This is a genomic window from Enterococcus sp. LJL51, assembly GCF_049894025.1.
In the GTDB taxonomy this organism is placed as follows: Bacteria; Bacillota; Bacilli; order Lactobacillales; family Enterococcaceae; genus Enterococcus_L.
The window spans coordinates 60,048-76,178 of sequence record NZ_JBNEQE010000016.1 but is presented as its reverse complement, the minus strand read 5'-3'; the positions used below and the strand labels follow the sequence as shown (position 1 = coordinate 76,178).

Below are 16,131 nucleotides of genomic sequence, written 5' to 3'. Positions count from 1 at the left end.
TCCTCCATTCTGAACGGTTCTTCTCTCTTAATCCTAGGCTCATTTAGCAGTTATTGCAAATAAAACGCTTAAAAATGGGTAAGGAAAAGAAATCTGTACTTGTCATATGAAAAGAAATTGTTGCAAACATGCGAACAAATGATACTTTTAAACGAATTATCTAAAGTAGATGCTCTTAAAGGACAATTAAAAAAACACGGTATTCAACGGAATACCATACTTATGTTTCACTTCTCCTGCCATTTAAATTAAGTGGAGGAAAGAAGTATATAGATGTACTTAACCACATCAGGCAACCGGAAAGAGTGAATAAATACTATTTAGTACGATATCTACTCTGTTCTCAAGGTTTAGCACTTCTGTTCCAACCACTATAAAGACACAAGGTGCCCCTGCCAAGGTAGGAAAACTATAGCATGGAATAAAAAAACTGTAAAGAAAAATTAGGTGTCAAGAAAAAACTCTTTACAGCCTAGAATAAATCTGGTAAACTAACATTTGTGATTAAGTTAATGGAGGTGTAATTATAAATGGCAGTTAAAATTCGTTTAAAACGTATGGGTTCTAAGAAAAATCCTTTTTACCGTATTGTAGTAGCTGATTCACGTTCTCCTCGTGATGGACGTTTCATCGAAACTGTAGGAACTTACAATCCTTTGAAAGATCCTGCGGAAGTAGTTTTAAAAGAAGATTTAGTGTTGAACTGGTTGTCTAAAGGTGCTCAACCTTCTGATACTGTTCGTAATATCCTTTCAAAAGAAGGCGTGATGAAGAAACATCATGAAGCTAAACTTGAAAAGAAATAAGGTGATTAAACATGACTGATGTAAAAGAGTTAGTATTAACGATTGTTCGTCCGTTAGTTAGTCAGCCTGAAGCTGTTTCTTTAGAAATTGAAGAATCAGACGATTTTTTTGAATATAACTTAACTGTATCGCAGGAGGATATCGGACGCGTGATTGGGAAACAGGGGAGAGTTGCAAAAGCAATTCGAACAATTGTTTACAGTGTTCGTACAGATGGACCTAAAAAGGTTCGTTTAAATATTCTTGATGGACAGTAGGTTTTGACCAGTGAAGCAGGCGACTGTTTTGCTGGTTTTTTATTACAGTAAATTGTCGAAAGGAAGTAATTCTTGTGATTGATAGCTATAAAGAGCAGCTGCTGACAGGTATGAAGGAGTATTTTGCACAGTTTTCATTAAGTGAGGGGGATGTTTTTGTATTAGGATGCAGCTCCAGCGAAGTGATTGGAGAACAAATCGGCAAGCATTCTACTTTGGAAATAGGAGAGGCAATCGTGCAGACACTCTTAGAGGTGTTAAGAGATAAGGGAGTATTTTTAGCTGTACAAGGATGTGAGCACATCAACCGTTCATTGGTCCTTGAACAAGCGGCTGCTAAAAGGCTTGGTTTAGAAATTGTCAGCGTAGTTCCTTCTATGGCTGCAGGCGGCGCTGCTGCAACTGCAGCATACAGGCTTTTTGAAAGTCCTGTCATGGTTGAAAAAATCACTGCTGTTGGAGGAATTGATATTGGTGATACCTTTATCGGCATGCATGTTCGACATGTGCAGATTCCTATCAGAACAAGCGTTAAAGAAATAGGTGCAGCACATACCACTTATTTGGCTTCACGGCCCAAACTAATTGGTGGTCCGCGGGCAAGCTATGAATAAGATACTTAAAAAGACAAAGCTGGGACAAAAGTAGGGGGCTTTTTAGCATCTACCCTGTCCCAGCTTTGATTAGTTGTCTGCTCATTTTTAATTTTTTCTGAATACTTTTATATCAAAGATTGAGGAATCAAATGTAATTTCCGCTTCATCAATCATCAAGCCCAACAGATGATAATCCTCCTCCTCATGATGAGTAATCCCCAGAAGTTCGTCATAATATGATTCAACACTAAGGTCTCTTGGTGTATTCAACAGCTCTAACAGCTGTAGAACCCCTTCAGGCTCTTCTTCGATTTTTCCTTGCATTTCTACATAAAAACCATCTTCAGTAAAATCCAGACCAATTCGAATATCTTCTATTTCATTTGCGAAGAAATAGGTGAGAAGTTCATCAATGATTCGTTTTGCCTTTTCTCTTTCCTGCATTTCTGTTCACCTTTCTGATCTGTAAAATATTATCAAGCAGCGGTACCATGACAGCTGCAACAAAACCAGTAGAAAATCCATTATTATATAAATTGAGACCGCCGTGGAGAAAACTGACATTTGTCACCAGAGCCATATGGAAAAATCCGGCAATCATCCCATAAACAGGACCGTAATATCCGGCAATAGGAGCTAGACTTGTTCCGAACACACCAGCCATGACAACGACAGTCTGATCTACCTGAAAGGTAGTTGAGAGCTTAGCAGTAAAGAAAATACCTATTAATAAAGGGAAGCTGTTTAATACATGATTCCCAAAAGCACTGAAACCGACTGCGGAAAGGATGGCGCCGACAATTGGTCCATTCAGAGGCGCCTGACAAATCAGTGAATAGCTGAGAAGAAGAAAGCCCATCAGAGACATATTCATCATGGTTGGACCAACCCCGGCAATCGAGATAAAATCCGTAATCAGCTTTCCTGAGGTTTTACTAATTGTTTTTAACCCATTTAAAGAGAAATGGTTCAATCCAAAACCTATACTGAACATTAAACCAAATAAGACCAATAAAAACAAGAGTAATTGATTATGAAATGAAGTAGAAACAAGGTGTTTAACTTCAACCTGTTTATCAAACATCTTTAACGTACTGGTGAACAACATGGCGATTAAACCAGAAGTGAAGCCCACGTTGTAAAGTGAAAAGCCTTGATGGAAAATCAAAACGTGAGAAGCCAGCGGCGGCAAGACAAGACCAAGAAAAATTCCGATTAGATAGCTCAAGGGAATACTAGTCACCAGAGGAAGGTCTAAACCGAAGGTAACATAACTAATAATTGGCGACAGCGCACTTCCAAAAAGACTAACAACAATTACGGAAGAAAACGGGCGTTTTGTCAGCTTACAGTATAGATAGCCACCTAAAATAATAGGGATTGAGTTATAAAGGTTTTTGCCGAAAAAAGAACAGCCTGAAACCGTAAATAGAGCAGCGATTACCGGTCCGGTAATCAGCACTTTTTCTCTTTTAGCTAAGAGAACGCTTACTAAAGTAAGTACACCACTGTTGAAAAAAGCACTGTTAAGTGAGCCCAGCTGAATATAATCTGTTAGAAGATGGCTGGGGGAAGTCAAAATATTAATAGTCCCGGATGCTAAAAGAGAAAGAGGACCGTTAAGCAAGCCAAATAATATCAGTAAAATAGAATAGGAAATTAAAAGAGTATAAGTTCGTTCACTTTTTTTTTCTAAAAATTGCTCTTTTTTTGTATGTAATAGCGTAATACTGTCGTTTTTTATCGCTAAAACTCCTTTCTAAAAAGATATTTATATAGTTAATATACCTATAGTTAATACCAAGGGTCAACATAATTCTGTGAAATTATCATGTTTTTTAATGATTTTCACAATTATTGATAAAACTGTAGTGAAATAACAGTGTAAAATAGAGAGTGAAGTGGAATGGGGAGTATATACCAAATCCTTTACGAAAGGGGATAACCATGGTTAGGAAGAAAGTCTATACAAAAGATCAGATATTGAAGTCATCGTACAATATTGTTCTGAAGGAGGGATTTTCAGGAATCACTGCTCGAAATGTAGCTGATAAGATGGGCATTTCAACGCAGCCGATTTATCTGGAATTCAGCAACATGGATGATTTAAAAGTTAATTTACTAAAAATGATGCATAGTCGTTTGGAAAAAAACTATTATGTTAATTGTGCAGTAGATGATCCAATTATTGATTTTGGCTTGAATGTCATTAATCTTGCGAAGAACGACAGTAAACTTTTCATGCATCTCTACATTGACCATCACGGGTATGGAGAGCTGTTGAATCAGCTGACGCTGAGTGTTTTTGAAAAGCAGCTGAGTCAGGCTCAAAAGTATCTAGGGTTGGAAAAAGAAACGATTATTGAAATCTATGAAAAAATCTGGATTACGGCAGCAGGACTGGCAACACTTCTAGCTTCTGATGCGATCAGTCTGTCAGATAAAGCTGTAAATAGCTTGCTGAAGGAAGCAGTTGAAAAGTATTTATAACGAATACGTTTGTCTGTTAACAAGATAATACAATACAGAAAAGGAGGAACTACTTTGAAGCTAACAGCGGCATTATTTACGGAAATCAATGATTTTTGCCAAAAAAAGGCAGAACATTTAGTTTCTCCAATGTATGGAATACGAGATGAGCATGGACTGGAAAGCATTGCCGCCTCTGTGGATCAATATGTCTTTGATAGAGAGGTCTATCCGAACTTGTTTTCAAAAGCAGCATTTGTCTGGATGTCTCTGACAAATTATCATTGCTTCTATAATGGAAATAAGCGGACTGCTTTATTTACTGTGTATCTTTACCTATATGTCAATGGCTGTCACATGGATTTACCGGAATCACAAATTTATGATGCTGCACTTTCTATTGCTTCCGGCAGGATGAGCGCTGAAGAAATAGCTAAGTTGCTTAAGCAGCTATCTATCGTAGACAACAATAGTTCAGAAGTAGCGGTAAATCTAAATCTGTTTGAGACGATTTATCTTGAAAACGAAGACTTAGTTCGAATTTTAGGGAAATTGGCTGTAACCTAAAAAATGTAGCTAAATAGAAAAACAGGAACTTTTTGACTAGAAATGTCAAAAGGTTCCTGTTTTTTTGCTAATTATTCAGCTTCTTGTAAAATATTGATTTTTTCTATTTTTACTTCTTTCACTGGCTTGTCATTGCCGTCGGTTTCTAATTCGGCAATCTTGTCAACAACATCCATACCTTCAATTACTTGACCAAAAACAGTATGAGCGCCATCTAAATGAGGTGTTCCGCCGTTCTTGTATGCATCAATAATTTTTTCTGGATAATCATCTTTTAAAAGCCCGTCAGACATATCTTCTGAATTTTGAACGATAAAGAATTGGCTGCCATTTGTTCCCGGACCAGCATTTGCCATAGACAATGCACCGCGGATATTGTACAGTTGGTTACTGAATTCGTCCTCAAAACCGCCACCCCAGATGCTTTCTCCGCCGCCGCCGGTCCCGTCAGGATCGCCGCCTTGAATCATGAAATTGTTGATGACACGGTGGAAAGTAACGCCGTCGTAGTAACCATCCTTCGCATGAGTAAGGAAGTTCTCAACAGTTTTTGGTGCAATTTCAGGGAAAAGCTTAATCTTGATTGCACCTTCTGAAGTAACCATCTCAACCAATGCTTCATTTTTGGCAACCTCTGTTGACAGTTGAGGAAGCTCCAAAGCATTTAAATCTACGGAAGATTCAGTTGTAGCTTGAGAGCTGGGAGTTGAACTTGAAGCACTTCCGCTATCTTTTTTCTCTCCACATGCTCCTAATAAAACTACTGCTGAAGTAAGTGTAATGGCTGTAGTTAAAAATTTATTCATTTTCATATAAAAAGTACGCCCCTTTGATTTAATCATTCTTTTCTATGATAACAAAACATCGTTGAGACTACCAGCTAATTTATAAAAATTTACTATTTTAAAGGTGTAGACCATTTTTTTTGGTTCTGTTATAATTACCTTGATTGACGATTATTAAAAAGTCAAAATTTTAGGGGGCATAAATAATGGGCAAATTAGGAATTTCTATTTATCCGGAGCGTTCAACTTTCGAAAAGGACAAAGCATATTTAGACTTGGCACACAAATATGGCTACAAACGGGTTTTCACCAGCTTGCTGCAGATTAAAGATGATAAAGAAAAGGTTCTTGCCGAATTTAAGAAGGTTGTAGATTATGCTAATAGTCTTGATATGGAAGTGATGGTAGATATCAATCCGGCGCTTTTTGAGCAGTTGGATATCTCCTATGATGATTTATCATTTTTCCATGAAATGGGTGCTTACGGTGTTCGTTTGGACATTGGTTTTACCGGTAGTGAAGAAGCAAAAATGACCAGAAATCCTTATGGGATTAAAATTGAAATCAATATGAGTACAGGTACAAGCTATATTGACAACATCATGAGCTATTCACCTAACACGAATAATCTATTGGGCTCACATAATTTTTATCCTCATCGTTATACAGGACTTGGTTATGAGCATTTTGTGTATTGCTCAAAACAGTTTAGAAAATATAATGTTAATACAATGGCGTTTGTAAATTCTCAAACGGCTGATTTTGGTCCATGGCCGACTTCTGACGGGTTATGTTCATTGGAGGATCATAGAGATTTAGAATTAGCTACACAAGTGAAGCATCTAGTGATGACTGGCTTAATCGACGATGTACTAATCGGTAATGCTTATGCTTCAGAAGAAGAATTAAAAGCAATGGCAGAAGCATTCAACGCTGATTTCCCAACAATTAAAGTAGATACAGAAGCAGATATTACTGAAAATGAACGAGTTTGTCTATTTGACAACATGCACAGCTATCGCGGCGACCGTTCAGATTACATGCTTCGTTCAACAATGACCCGTATCTATTACAAAGACAAAGAGTTTCCGGCTCATAATACTAGAGACATCGTTAAAGGGGATGTTCTCATTGATAACGTTGGCTACGGTCAATACAAAGGTGAAACACAAATTGCTCTGAAAGCGATGAAAAATGATGGACGTGTCAATGTGGTTGGTCGTATTTCAGAAGATGAGTTGTTCCTTCTGGATTTCCTGAAACCATGGTCAAGCTTTAAACTGATTGAAAATAAAAAATAATCTTTGATTTATAAAGTGAGCGGGTGGGACGAATGCATGAACGGCGTGCCTGTTTCGGCTGATTATTAAAGAAGCAGCGTCTGTCCAATCCCTTATTCAGATTTTCGGACTGTGTCATTGTCAACTCGACAAATGATACAGTCTATTTTTATCGTCATTTATTTCAAAAAGGCTACAGCAGAAAATAGGTTTTTTTGTTAACAAGTGATAAAATATAGTAATGAACAAGGGGGCGATTGTATGGAAAAAGAGCTGACTGTACTACTTTCTAAACTCCAGGGGATTGCACAGACAGGGAAAGCCTATGCGCAAGATCCATATGATATAGAAAGATATGATGAGCTTCAAAAAATAACAGCCGAGATGATTCAACTGCTCAGTCCCATGGTTGACGACCGACAACTGCAGCTTTATATGGAAACTGATCAAGGGTATGCAACCCCAAAGGTTGACGTTCGGGCAGTGATTTTTGATGAGAAAAACCGTTTGTTGTTTGTCAAAGAGAAAAGCGACCAGCATTGGGCACTTCCAGGCGGCTGGGCGGATATCGGTTACTCGCCAAAAGAAATTGCTGAGAAAGAAACGTGGGAAGAAGCGGGGATTAAGGTTCAGGCAGAACGGCTTATTGCATTAAGAGACAAACATAAGCATCCCTATCCGCCTTCATTGACCTATACTTACAAGCTTTTTATTGCTTGTGTATTTCAGTCAGGCGAGTTAAAGGGTGGATTAGAAACCTCTGACGCAGCTTTTTTTAGTTTGTCAGATATTGATTCCCTTTCATTATCCGAAGAGCGGAATACATATGAAGATATTCAAATGCTTTTTGATGATTACATGAACCCGGGAAAACGGACTGTTTTGTGTGATTAAAAAGCTGAAAAGAAAAACAGAGGAGTTAACAGGATGTGGAAAAAAATATTGATTGGTATCGTAATAATTATTATAGTTGCTCTAGTTGGAGCAGGCTTATATTTTTATAATTATGCTGTAGTTCCATCAGATAAGGATTTTCTTAGTGAAGGAACACCTGGAACAGATGTGATTGAATCGCCAGAAGAGACTTGGTTCAAAACAGAAGAAAACCGCACCTATTGGACAATAGAATCAGAAGACGGTTTGACACTTCAGGCTATTTATCTGCCGGCAGATAAAGCAACCGGTAAAAATGCAGTGCTTGCTCATGGGTATATGGGTAACGCTGAAACCATGGGGAAATTTGCAAAGATGTATCATGATTGGGGTTATAATGTTTTAGTCCCAGATGCAAGAGGGCATGGAAAGAGCGAAGGCAGTTATATTGGCTTTGGCTGGCCGGAAAGAAAAGATTACGTTCAGTGGATAAACCAGATCATCCAAAAAAATGGAGAGGACAGTCAAATCACGCTCTATGGAATCAGTATGGGGGCAGCTACTGTTATGATGACCAGTGGGGAGAAATTGCCTGAGAATGTGAAGGCAATCGTTGAAGACTGTGGCTATACTTCTGCCGAAGATGAGCTATCTTATCAACTGAAAGAAATGTTCAATCTGCCGAAATTCCCGCTGATTTATGTTACCAGTGGTATTACGAAGCTCTGTGCCGGCTACTTTTTTGGCGAAGCAAGTGCTGTAGACCAACTTAAGAAAAATAAACTGCCGATGCTCTTTATTCACGGAGACGCAGATGATTTTGTCCCATTTTATATGCTGGGTCAAGTTTACGAAGCAACTAAGGGACCAAAAGAAAAGTTTGTTGTCAAGGATGCGGGACATGCTAAGGCCTTTTCAAAGGACCCCGAAAAGTATAAACAAGAGGTTAGTCGTTTCTTAGAAAAATATATTCATTGAGTTGCTTTTTTACTTGTTCTCATGCGTTTAAACTTTTTCTAAAGAAAAGAAAGGCTCTGGAACCTGATTGAATACTGCATTAAAATCAACTGTACATTATGTGAAGATATCTGATATGATGGTACAGGGAAACGAGGAACTGTATGGAGGACGCTATAAAAGAATATCTGCACTTCTTACAGATTGAACGGGGCTTATCTGTAAATACACGTAAAAGCTATGCACGTGATTTGGATAAGTACCTTCATTTTTTAAATGAGCGTGAAGAGCTTCTTTCGTGGAATGATGTCGACCGTTATGTAATTATGGCATTTTTACAGGAGCTCTATGAAGAACCGCAGTCAGCCGCATCTATTATCCGAATGATTTCTGCTTTACGGGGCTTTCATCAATTTTTGCGTCAAGAGCAGCTGACTGAACAAAACCCCATGCAGCATATTGATACGCCTAAAAAAGCACAGAAGCTGCCGGATATCTTATCAGTGGAAGAGGTAACTTTACTGATTGAGACGCCAGATACAACTAAGCCTCTTGGTCTTAGAAACCGGGCGATTTTAGAAACGATGTACGCAACAGGACTGCGTGTTAGTGAATTAATAGGGCTGAAAATTTCTGATTTGCATTTAACTATTGGTTTGCTGCAGACAATTGGAAAAGGCGATAAGGAACGGATCATTCCTTTGGGAGACCATGCGATTTACTGGATAGAAAAATATCTGAGCGAAGGACGCCCGGCGCTCGTAACATCGACATCGTCTGTTCCAGAGTTATTTGTTAATCATCATGGCAAGTCATTGTCCAGACAAGGGATTTGGAAAAATTTGAAGCAGATTGTTCGCGAGGCAGGAATTCAAAAAAATATTACGCCCCATACACTGCGGCACAGCTTTGCTACACATTTGCTGGAAAACGGCGCTGATTTGAGGATTGTCCAGGAACTACTTGGACATGCCGATATCTCCACAACACAAATTTATACCCATATCACGAAAAAACGAATGGCCGATGTATACAAGAAACACTTTCCAAGAGCTTAGAGAGGAAATGAAACGTATGTTAATACCTTATCGAAAAGAGCATCAAAAAATTGCGATTGGTTTGCTTAGCTTTCATGACAAGTTGGAAAAATATCATTCTCTGCTCCATGAAATTGACAGATATGAACAGGATGAACGTTTAAGTCTTTATTTTTGGATGCTTGAACAAGGCGGCAACATTCAAGGACTGCTCGGTGTAGAGTTGTTGACGGAGGAGCAGCTTCTACTTCATGATATTAGCATTAATCCTTCGCTTAGAGGAAAAGGCATGGGGTTTCAATTGTTGGATGAGCTTCAGTCTGGTTATAATGAACATGCCATTCTTGGAACACAAGCCACAGCTGCCTACCTGACAAAATGGCAGGAAACAAAAGGACAGCAATACGATTTATAGAATAGAAAGCAGGAAGTCCATTGCAGGAAATCAATATTAAACTGGATGTATTCGAAGGTCCATTGGATCTGTTGCTTCATCTGATTAAAAAGCTGGAAATCGATATCTATGATATTCCTATTGCGGCAGTAACGGAACAATATATGGGATATATTCGCGCGATGCAGTCTTTAGAATTAGAAGTAGCTGGAGAATATTTAGTTATGGCAGCTACTTTAATGGCTATTAAGAGTAAGATGCTGCTTCCAAAGCAGGAGCTGGAAATTGTAGAAGACGAAGAAGTTGAAGGAGAAGACCCCCGGGAAGCACTGGTTGCTCAGCTTTTGGAATATCGAAAATTTAAATATGCGGCTGGTTTGCTTCATGAAAAGGAAGCTGAGCGAAGCTTGTATTTTACTAAAGAACCAATGGATGTCGAAGACTACCGTGAAGAACAGCCGCTCTTAGAACCAAATAAAATCAATACTATTGATCTTTTTCTGGCTTTTCATTCGATGCTGGAGAAGCGCAAAAATCGTAAACCGGTCGAATCCACAATTGCTGGTGAGGATGTCTCCATTGAAGTGAAAATTGCTGAAATTACTGAGGTGGTTAGAGGCCTCGACTATGATAAGCCAGTAAAGCTGGATTCTTTTTTTGAAACATATTCCAAGCAGGAAATCGTCACCACCTTTATGGCACTGCTTGAATTGATGAAGAAACGTTTTGTCCGAGTAGAGCAGGAAACAAATTATGGGACAATTCTTTTATACCATGAACAAAAGGGTACAACAGATGATTTGGAGGAAACACAGTGACAACATTGAGTCAACTTGAAGCAATTCTTTTTGTCGTAGGCGACGAAGGGATTAGCCTGGAAGAGATTTCTTATTTATTAGAGCTTCCAACTGCAAAAACCTATGATCTGCTTTCTGCTTTAAAGGAAAGATATGAGCGGGATGAACATGCCGCCTTGAACGTTTTGGAAATTGGTAATCAGTTTGTTCTTTCAACAAAAAAAAGCTTTGCGCCGCTGCTTAAAAAGTATGCCCAGTCACCCATTGCCAACAATCTTTCTCAGGCAGCGTTAGAGACCCTATCAATCGTTGCCTACAAGCAGCCGATATCCAGAGTGGAAGTCGATGAAATCAGAGGGGTTCAATCAGCCGGTTCCATACAGAAACTGGTTGCTAAACAGCTGATCGAAGAAAAAGGACGAGTAGATGGTCCCGGCAGAGCAATTTTATATGGAACAACTGACTATTTTATGGATTATTTTGGTTTGAAAACATTGGATGAACTACCTGATATTCACCAGATGGAAGAAGAAATTAACGAAGAGCTGCCGCTGGATCTCTTTTTTGACCGGTATAAGGACGCTGAATCAAGCCTTAACAATGAAACTAATCAGAGATCTGAGGAGGAAGAATAATGGAGAGACTTCAAAAAGTTATTGCTCATGCGGGAATTGCTTCCCGCCGTAAAGCAGAGGAATATATTCAACAAGGACGGGTAAAGGTTAATGGAACAATTACAAAAGAGCTGGGAACGAAAGTTGGCGGAAATGATTTAATTGAGGTTGATGATATCCCAATCTATCAGGAAGAGTATGTGTACTACCTGTTTTATAAGCCTAAAGGAGTTATATCCTCAGTTTCTGATGATAAAAATAGAAAAGTTGTGACCGATTTTTTTCCAAGTGTTAAGGAACGAATCTATCCAGTTGGACGTCTTGACTATGATACTTCCGGATTGTTACTGTTGACAAATGACGGTGAGTTTTCTCAAAAGCTGACACACCCCAGCCATGAGGTGAACAAAGTATATGTTGCTAAAGTTAAAGGGATGCCTAAAAAGCATGATTTACAGCCGTTGCGTAAAGGGGTTCGAGTGGATGGTTATAAATCGGCGCCGGCGGAATTCCAAATTTTATCAGTTGATTTGAAAACAAATACAGGAATCATTGAGTTGACGATTCACGAAGGAAAAAATCATCAGGTTAAGAACATGCTTCAAGCCGTAGGCTATCCGGTACAGAAGCTGAAAAGAGAGCGGTTCGGCAGCTTAACATTGCAGGGACTGCGCCCGGGAGAATACCGAAGCCTGAGCAAGAAAGAAATTTCAAGCCTGCTGAATGAAGCAAAATAATTGAAAAACTCAAAAGCTTGTTTTTGCAAAGGTCAGAACTATTGCATTTTTGTTCAGATACGCTATAATGAGCTTGTAACTAAATTTAATAAAGGTTCGTCTTCAGGGGCAGGGTGTAATTCCCGACCGGTGGTTATAGTCCACGACCTACTTATTTGATAAGTAGCTGAATTGGTGAAATTCCAATACCGACAGTATAGTCTGGATAAAGAAGATAGGGCTTATTTGAATCGCTTTACTTTCAAATGAGAGGCTCTAACTCTGTTTTTTCCCTGTGGAGAAAAACAGAGTTTTTTTCTGCAGCGAAGATGATGTGGGCGACAGAGATGTTGAGTGTCAAATGAAAGAAGAGCAGTTTGAATGGTTCGTTTGAAGATGGATCCTTGTCTGGAGGATTTCATATGAGAAACAGCAAGGTACAAAAAATGGTAGGAGTAGCAGTCTTGGCCGCACTAGGGGCCGCATTACAGTTTTTCGGCTTTCCTTTACTGCCGGCAGTTCCTTTTTTAAAGGTCGATTTTAGTGATATTCCTGTAATGGTAGGTATGTTTTTATACGGTCCTTTTGCAGGACTTGTTACAGCACTGATTCGCTCTATTCTGCACTTGGTTCTAACAGGACCATCGCCGCAAAATATGGTGGGAGATTTAGCCAGCTTTTTAGCAACAACCTTATTTACATTGCCGATGTATTATTTCTTCAACAAAGGCTCACATAAGCTGAGAAATAAAATTTCGGGTTTGACCACAGGAATTCTTGCGATGACCGCATTTATGAGTGTAGCAAATTACTTTGTCATCACGCCTTTATATCTGAGTCTTTACGGCGTAACGGCACAAGCATTTTTAAGCAGATCATTAAGCAGCTATATTGCCGTGGGAATCATTCCATTTAATCTATTAAAAGGGATTATCATCAGTGTTGTTTTCATGATATTCTATGTGAAAATACTGCCATGGTTATCCAGAAAACAGAATAGTCTGGGCAATCAGCCCATTGTCAAATAGAAATAAGTAAAAAGGGTTCTACGTCAAATTGTGTTGGTAGGACAAAAAACTGAATAAAACGATAGAGCTTGGAACAAAAGAACAGAGAAACCTCTGATTTTGTTTCAAGTTCTTTTTTAGAGAAAAGGGAAACAGCGCGAATGATTTGGGCAGCGGGCCGGAAGCGACTTGGCAAAAAGCACCAATTCCATTTCTAAATCGAGTCAAAGCAGCTGTAAGGAAATAGAAACACAGCTGCCAATTCCCGATTTGCCTATAGAGCTGCGGAACTATTCGCTTGTTTTTCTTTTTCATGTTGTGAAAAAAATAAGACCTTGAATACTATAAATACGCGAACGAAAATGATAGAAATTGCGATAACCATAGGCAACACGCTTGATTACTTTCATCTTGTTGTTTAGTCCTTCTGTCACCCCATTGGAGAAAAAATAACGAAAAGCATTAGTGATAATTTGACCTTGATTTTTTAGGCCACATCTTTCGCAATGTGTGGGTCTATATGTAAGTGTGGCTTTGATGACTTGAGCCTGAACTCCTTTCATCTGTCTGTATTCAAGCCATTCCTCTCCAAAGGAGAGATGTTTATCTGTTAGTCCAAGTAATTTTCTGGTATTCTTATCCATAGGGAACAACCTTTCTGATAATTTGGTTTTTAGTCGATTTCATTTTATCAGTTAGTTGTTCCTTTTTTGTGTTTGAACACTCAAAAAAGTGTTAGTGAGTTTTCCGATGCTATCTTTTTTTATTTCCAGCAATGCTTGTGCTGCAGGAGTAAAACCAGAAAAATGATATCAGCTATTATAAACCGGCTATTGCTGACATTTAGGGCAGTAGTAAACCGTTCCGCCCAGATAGTTTTCCTTGATAATATCTGTACCGCATGTTTGACAGCCTTTTTTATACGTATTTTTGGAGAGTATTGTCTGATAGCCGCCGAAATTTCCATAAACATCCTTTTCAGTGTCACGACCGCCGTTTTCTTTCATTGTTTCTAGGGTCTGAATCGTGACCTGGTAGAGCTTTTCCAGCTGATCTGGGTCAAGGGAAGCCAACAGTCTACGCGGGCGGAAACCAGCCTGAAAGAAGATATCCTGCATGCAGCCATTTCCAAGTCCGGGAATCCGCTGCTCGGTGCCTAAAAAGGCTTTTAAAGACATCTTTTTAGGAGTTTCAGGAATCAATGAGCAAAAATAAGCAAAATCAAAGGCTTTATCATAGGGGACAGGACAGCTGGCAGAGACATTAAAGTAGTGATCATTTGGTTCAGCTCCAGCTTCATAATAAAGCATAGCCCCATACATAGCAGTTGAACAGGCTAAAAAACTACCATCGGCAAAACTAAGCAGCAGCTGATGTTTTGGGGGCAAATCTTCTGGTTGGTCTACATAGTAAAAACGAATGCCGTCTCGAAAGACAAGGCGTGACTGGTCAGCAAATTCAATGACGATATAAGCTGCTATAGGATAAACTTTCTTAATAATCTGATGCTGAAGAAATACCCCATAGTCAATGTCTTCGCTAAAAAAAGAAAATTTATGAGGTGAGCTTTGAAGGGCAACAGTTTGAATCTCTTTCTCCCTCAGTAGTTCATTTAACTGTCTGGAAAAGGCATATGTTTCTGGTAACTCCAACATTTCTGATTCCTCCCTGTGTTTTATGTTCTTTTTTTCAGTGTATCTGATAGAATAAGAAAAAACAATGTGATTTTTTCAGGAAAGAGGACGAGAAATGGCTAGTAAAAAATGGAAAAAGCGGCTGGTTTTTTTGCTGCTGCTTATTATAAGCATTGGGGGAGCGGGATTCGCTTACATCAAAATTAATACCTATCATCCGACTAAGCAGGCAATCACAGCGTCGGTAGCGGCCGAAGAGGATAACCATACGCTCTTTTTTAAAGGGAAGGAAGAGAATCCTGTACTTATTTTTTATCAAGGGGCATTTGTCGACAATCAAAGCTATAGTATCTGGGCTCAAGAGGTTGCTGCTGCTGGCTATAGTGTCTATCTGCTGAAACAGCCGCTGAATTTGGCAGTATTAGGTATGAATGATGCTGAAAAGCTCATTAAAAAAGAAAAAATTGACAAGTATCTTGTTGGGGGACATTCTTTAGGCGGCGTGATGGCCAGCCGTTTTGCTCACAATCATTTAGAAGATGAGGGATTTCAAGGTGTTTTCCTGTTGGCAAGCTATCCTGATAAAAAAGGCAGCTTAGCTTATTCAGATAAGCCAGTCTTATCAATTACTGGAACAGAAGATGGTGTTTTAAATAAAGAAAATTATGAAGAGGGGAAAGTCTATTTGCCGAAGAACGCCTCTTATCAGGTGATACAGGGCGGAAACCATGCGGGCTTTGGCAGCTATGGACAACAGAAAGGTGATAATCCGCCTGAAATCAATAATGAGGAACAGCAGCGAGAGTTGGCCAATATGTTGATTCAATGGCTGTCTCAAAATTTTAAAGCATAACATAACTTATTATGGATTTGGGACAACAAGCTATTATTGTCCATCCTTAAAACCGAATAAACAGTGCTTCAAAGTCTTTCTATACTTTGAGGCAAAGCATGGAAGCACGATAGACAGATTTGTAGAAAGCTAATGCTTTGTCCCAAGAATAGTTGGACTTGTTGAAACAGCAGCTGCTTCTCTCTGATTGCATCAAGTGCTCAGGGGTAAGCTGCTAAGAATTGAGACTTTCGTAAATAAAACGAACGCTACTGAAAACAGGAGAAGCTTCAGGCAGGTATCAAGTAAAAGTTATTCGATTCCTTCGCAGTGTTTCTTGATAATTTTCGTCTGGTTTACTTTATTTTTCGGTCTTAAAACCTTCAGTCTCTTCCAGCAAAAAAGATAAAAGAAAACAAGACAATAGCCGGGACGGACCAATCTTCAACTGTTAGTTTTTGTCTAACTTTTGGAGGTAGGTTCAAAGCGTTCATTGTCTTGTTTTAAATT

The 16,131-nt window shown here is 39.0% G+C and carries 20 protein-coding genes and 1 riboswitch; of the genes, 15 read left to right on the top strand and 5 right to left on the bottom strand.

Features of this window, described 5'->3' with window-relative positions:
* Positions 1–530 precede the first annotated feature (530 nt).
* The 3 genes from rpsP (at position 531) to ACPWSO_RS14040 (ending at position 1,677) form a co-directional block, all read left to right on the top strand.
* Positions 531–806, top strand: coding sequence for a 30S ribosomal protein S16 (gene rpsP, locus ACPWSO_RS14050; protein WP_426084204.1), 276 nt, complete (start codon positions 531–533; stop codon positions 804–806).
* Between the two features lie 11 nt (positions 807–817).
* Entirely contained in the window at positions 818–1,063 is a 246-nt protein-coding gene (locus tag ACPWSO_RS14045) for a KH domain-containing protein (RefSeq protein ID WP_426084203.1), read from the top strand.
* A gap of 110 nt (positions 1,064–1,173) precedes the next feature.
* Entirely contained in the window at positions 1,174–1,677 is a 504-nt protein-coding gene (locus ACPWSO_RS14040; protein ID WP_426084231.1) for a TIGR01440 family protein, read from the top strand.
* 87 nt (positions 1,678–1,764) lie between these two features.
* Here ACPWSO_RS14040 and ACPWSO_RS14035 read toward each other — a convergent pair whose 3' ends face one another.
* Together ACPWSO_RS14035 and ACPWSO_RS14030 are read right to left on the bottom strand one after the other, a co-directional pair.
* A complete protein-coding gene (locus ACPWSO_RS14035) occupies positions 1,765–2,103 on the bottom strand; it encodes a hypothetical protein (RefSeq protein WP_426084202.1) in 339 nt (112 codons plus the stop codon).
* Positions 2,069–3,403, bottom strand: coding sequence for a DUF1576 domain-containing protein (locus ACPWSO_RS14030; protein ID WP_426084230.1), 1,335 nt, complete (start codon positions 3,401–3,403; stop codon positions 2,069–2,071). Before ACPWSO_RS14030 ends, ACPWSO_RS14035 begins: the two co-directional genes overlap by 35 nt.
* Positions 3,404–3,606: 203 nt before the next feature.
* Between ACPWSO_RS14030 and ACPWSO_RS14025 the strand changes: the two genes are divergently transcribed.
* Positions 3,607–4,149: a TetR/AcrR family transcriptional regulator gene (locus tag ACPWSO_RS14025; protein ID WP_426084201.1), complete on the top strand. Its 543-nt coding sequence runs from the start codon at positions 3,607–3,609 to the stop codon at positions 4,147–4,149.
* 54 nt (positions 4,150–4,203) lie between these two features.
* Complete coding sequence (locus tag ACPWSO_RS14020) at positions 4,204–4,695, top strand: type II toxin-antitoxin system death-on-curing family toxin (protein WP_426084200.1); 492 nt, start codon at positions 4,204–4,206, stop codon at positions 4,693–4,695.
* 71 nt (positions 4,696–4,766) lie between these two features.
* Here ACPWSO_RS14020 and ACPWSO_RS14015 read toward each other — a convergent pair whose 3' ends face one another.
* A complete protein-coding gene (locus ACPWSO_RS14015; protein WP_426084199.1) occupies positions 4,767–5,507 on the bottom strand; it encodes a peptidylprolyl isomerase in 741 nt (246 codons plus the stop codon).
* A gap of 179 nt (positions 5,508–5,686) precedes the next feature.
* On the opposite strand from ACPWSO_RS14015, the gene ACPWSO_RS14010 reads away from it, so the two are divergent.
* The 9 genes from ACPWSO_RS14010 to ACPWSO_RS13970 all read left to right on the top strand — a co-directional run bounded on the left by ACPWSO_RS14010 (position 5,687) and on the right by ACPWSO_RS13970 (position 13,176).
* Entirely contained in the window at positions 5,687–6,781 is a 1,095-nt protein-coding gene (locus ACPWSO_RS14010; protein ID WP_426084198.1) for a DUF871 domain-containing protein, read from the top strand.
* A gap of 240 nt (positions 6,782–7,021) precedes the next feature.
* A complete protein-coding gene (locus ACPWSO_RS14005; RefSeq protein WP_426084197.1) occupies positions 7,022–7,654 on the top strand; it encodes an NUDIX hydrolase in 633 nt (210 codons plus the stop codon).
* Positions 7,655–7,687: 33 nt separating this feature from the next.
* The gene (locus ACPWSO_RS14000) at positions 7,688–8,611 is read left to right on the top strand and encodes an alpha/beta hydrolase (protein ID WP_426084196.1); all 924 of its coding nucleotides are present in this window, start codon (positions 7,688–7,690) and stop codon (positions 8,609–8,611) included.
* 143 nt (positions 8,612–8,754) lie between these two features.
* Positions 8,755–9,648, top strand: a complete 894-nt coding sequence (gene xerD, locus ACPWSO_RS13995; protein ID WP_426084195.1) for a site-specific tyrosine recombinase XerD — start codon at positions 8,755–8,757, stop codon at positions 9,646–9,648.
* A 16-nt stretch (positions 9,649–9,664) separates the two neighbouring features.
* Positions 9,665–10,042, top strand: a complete 378-nt coding sequence (locus ACPWSO_RS13990) for a GNAT family N-acetyltransferase (protein WP_426084229.1) — start codon at positions 9,665–9,667, stop codon at positions 10,040–10,042.
* A gap of 20 nt (positions 10,043–10,062) precedes the next feature.
* The gene (locus ACPWSO_RS13985; protein WP_426084194.1) at positions 10,063–10,839 is read left to right on the top strand and encodes a segregation/condensation protein A; all 777 of its coding nucleotides are present in this window, start codon (positions 10,063–10,065) and stop codon (positions 10,837–10,839) included.
* Positions 10,836–11,453, top strand: coding sequence for an SMC-Scp complex subunit ScpB (gene scpB / locus ACPWSO_RS13980; RefSeq protein ID WP_426084193.1), 618 nt, complete (start codon positions 10,836–10,838; stop codon positions 11,451–11,453). The genes ACPWSO_RS13985 and scpB overlap by 4 nt, the downstream gene beginning before the upstream one ends.
* Complete coding sequence (locus ACPWSO_RS13975; protein WP_426084192.1) at positions 11,453–12,169, top strand: pseudouridine synthase; 717 nt, start codon at positions 11,453–11,455, stop codon at positions 12,167–12,169. The genes scpB and ACPWSO_RS13975 overlap by 1 nt, the downstream gene beginning before the upstream one ends.
* Before the next feature lie 94 nt (positions 12,170–12,263).
* A riboswitch (FMN riboswitch) is annotated at positions 12,264–12,389 on the top strand.
* 181 nt (positions 12,390–12,570) lie between these two features.
* Entirely contained in the window at positions 12,571–13,176 is a 606-nt protein-coding gene (locus tag ACPWSO_RS13970) for an ECF transporter S component (protein WP_426084191.1), read from the top strand.
* Positions 13,177–13,466: 290 nt separating this feature from the next.
* On the opposite strand, the gene ACPWSO_RS13965 is transcribed toward ACPWSO_RS13970, so the two are convergent.
* Together ACPWSO_RS13965 and ACPWSO_RS13960 are read right to left on the bottom strand one after the other, a co-directional pair.
* Positions 13,467–13,718, bottom strand: a complete 252-nt coding sequence (locus ACPWSO_RS13965; RefSeq protein WP_426084228.1) for a transposase — start codon at positions 13,716–13,718, stop codon at positions 13,467–13,469.
* 267 nt (positions 13,719–13,985) lie between these two features.
* Entirely contained in the window at positions 13,986–14,810 is an 825-nt protein-coding gene (locus ACPWSO_RS13960; protein ID WP_426084190.1) for a hypothetical protein, read from the bottom strand.
* A 94-nt stretch (positions 14,811–14,904) separates the two neighbouring features.
* On the opposite strand from ACPWSO_RS13960, the gene ACPWSO_RS13955 reads away from it, so the two are divergent.
* Positions 14,905–15,642: an alpha/beta hydrolase gene (locus ACPWSO_RS13955; protein ID WP_426084189.1), complete on the top strand. Its 738-nt coding sequence runs from the start codon at positions 14,905–14,907 to the stop codon at positions 15,640–15,642.
* Positions 15,643–16,131 lie beyond the last annotated feature (489 nt).

Excerpts from the sequence above, each read along its gene's own strand:
- ACPWSO_RS14045 (WP_426084203.1), top strand. The coding sequence starts at position 818 with ATGACTGATGTAAAAGAGTTAGTATTAACGATTGTTCGTCCGTTAGTT.
- ACPWSO_RS14015 (WP_426084199.1), bottom strand. The coding sequence starts at position 5,507 with ATGAAAATGAATAAATTTTTAACTACAGCCATTACACTTACTTCAGCA.
- ACPWSO_RS14010 (WP_426084198.1), top strand. The coding sequence starts at position 5,687 with ATGGGCAAATTAGGAATTTCTATTTATCCGGAGCGTTCAACTTTCGAA.
- ACPWSO_RS13975 (WP_426084192.1), top strand. The coding sequence starts at position 11,453 with ATGGAGAGACTTCAAAAAGTTATTGCTCATGCGGGAATTGCTTCCCGC.
- ACPWSO_RS14040 (WP_426084231.1), top strand. The coding sequence starts at position 1,174 with ATGAAGGAGTATTTTGCACAGTTTTCATTAAGTGAGGGGGATGTTTTT.
- ACPWSO_RS13955 (WP_426084189.1), top strand. The coding sequence starts at position 14,905 with ATGGCTAGTAAAAAATGGAAAAAGCGGCTGGTTTTTTTGCTGCTGCTT.
- ACPWSO_RS13965 (WP_426084228.1), bottom strand. The coding sequence starts at position 13,718 with ATGAAAGGAGTTCAGGCTCAAGTCATCAAAGCCACACTTACATATAGA.
- ACPWSO_RS14035 (WP_426084202.1), bottom strand. The coding sequence starts at position 2,103 with ATGCAGGAAAGAGAAAAGGCAAAACGAATCATTGATGAACTTCTCACC.
- ACPWSO_RS14000 (WP_426084196.1), top strand. The coding sequence starts at position 7,688 with ATGTGGAAAAAAATATTGATTGGTATCGTAATAATTATTATAGTTGCT.
- ACPWSO_RS13990 (WP_426084229.1), top strand. The coding sequence starts at position 9,665 with ATGTTAATACCTTATCGAAAAGAGCATCAAAAAATTGCGATTGGTTTG.
- ACPWSO_RS13960 (WP_426084190.1), bottom strand. The coding sequence starts at position 14,810 with ATGTTGGAGTTACCAGAAACATATGCCTTTTCCAGACAGTTAAATGAA.
- ACPWSO_RS14025 (WP_426084201.1), top strand. The coding sequence starts at position 3,607 with ATGGTTAGGAAGAAAGTCTATACAAAAGATCAGATATTGAAGTCATCG.
- xerD (WP_426084195.1), top strand. The coding sequence starts at position 8,755 with ATGGAGGACGCTATAAAAGAATATCTGCACTTCTTACAGATTGAACGG.
- ACPWSO_RS13970 (WP_426084191.1), top strand. The coding sequence starts at position 12,571 with ATGAGAAACAGCAAGGTACAAAAAATGGTAGGAGTAGCAGTCTTGGCC.
- rpsP (WP_426084204.1), top strand. The coding sequence starts at position 531 with ATGGCAGTTAAAATTCGTTTAAAACGTATGGGTTCTAAGAAAAATCCT.
- ACPWSO_RS14005 (WP_426084197.1), top strand. The coding sequence starts at position 7,022 with ATGGAAAAAGAGCTGACTGTACTACTTTCTAAACTCCAGGGGATTGCA.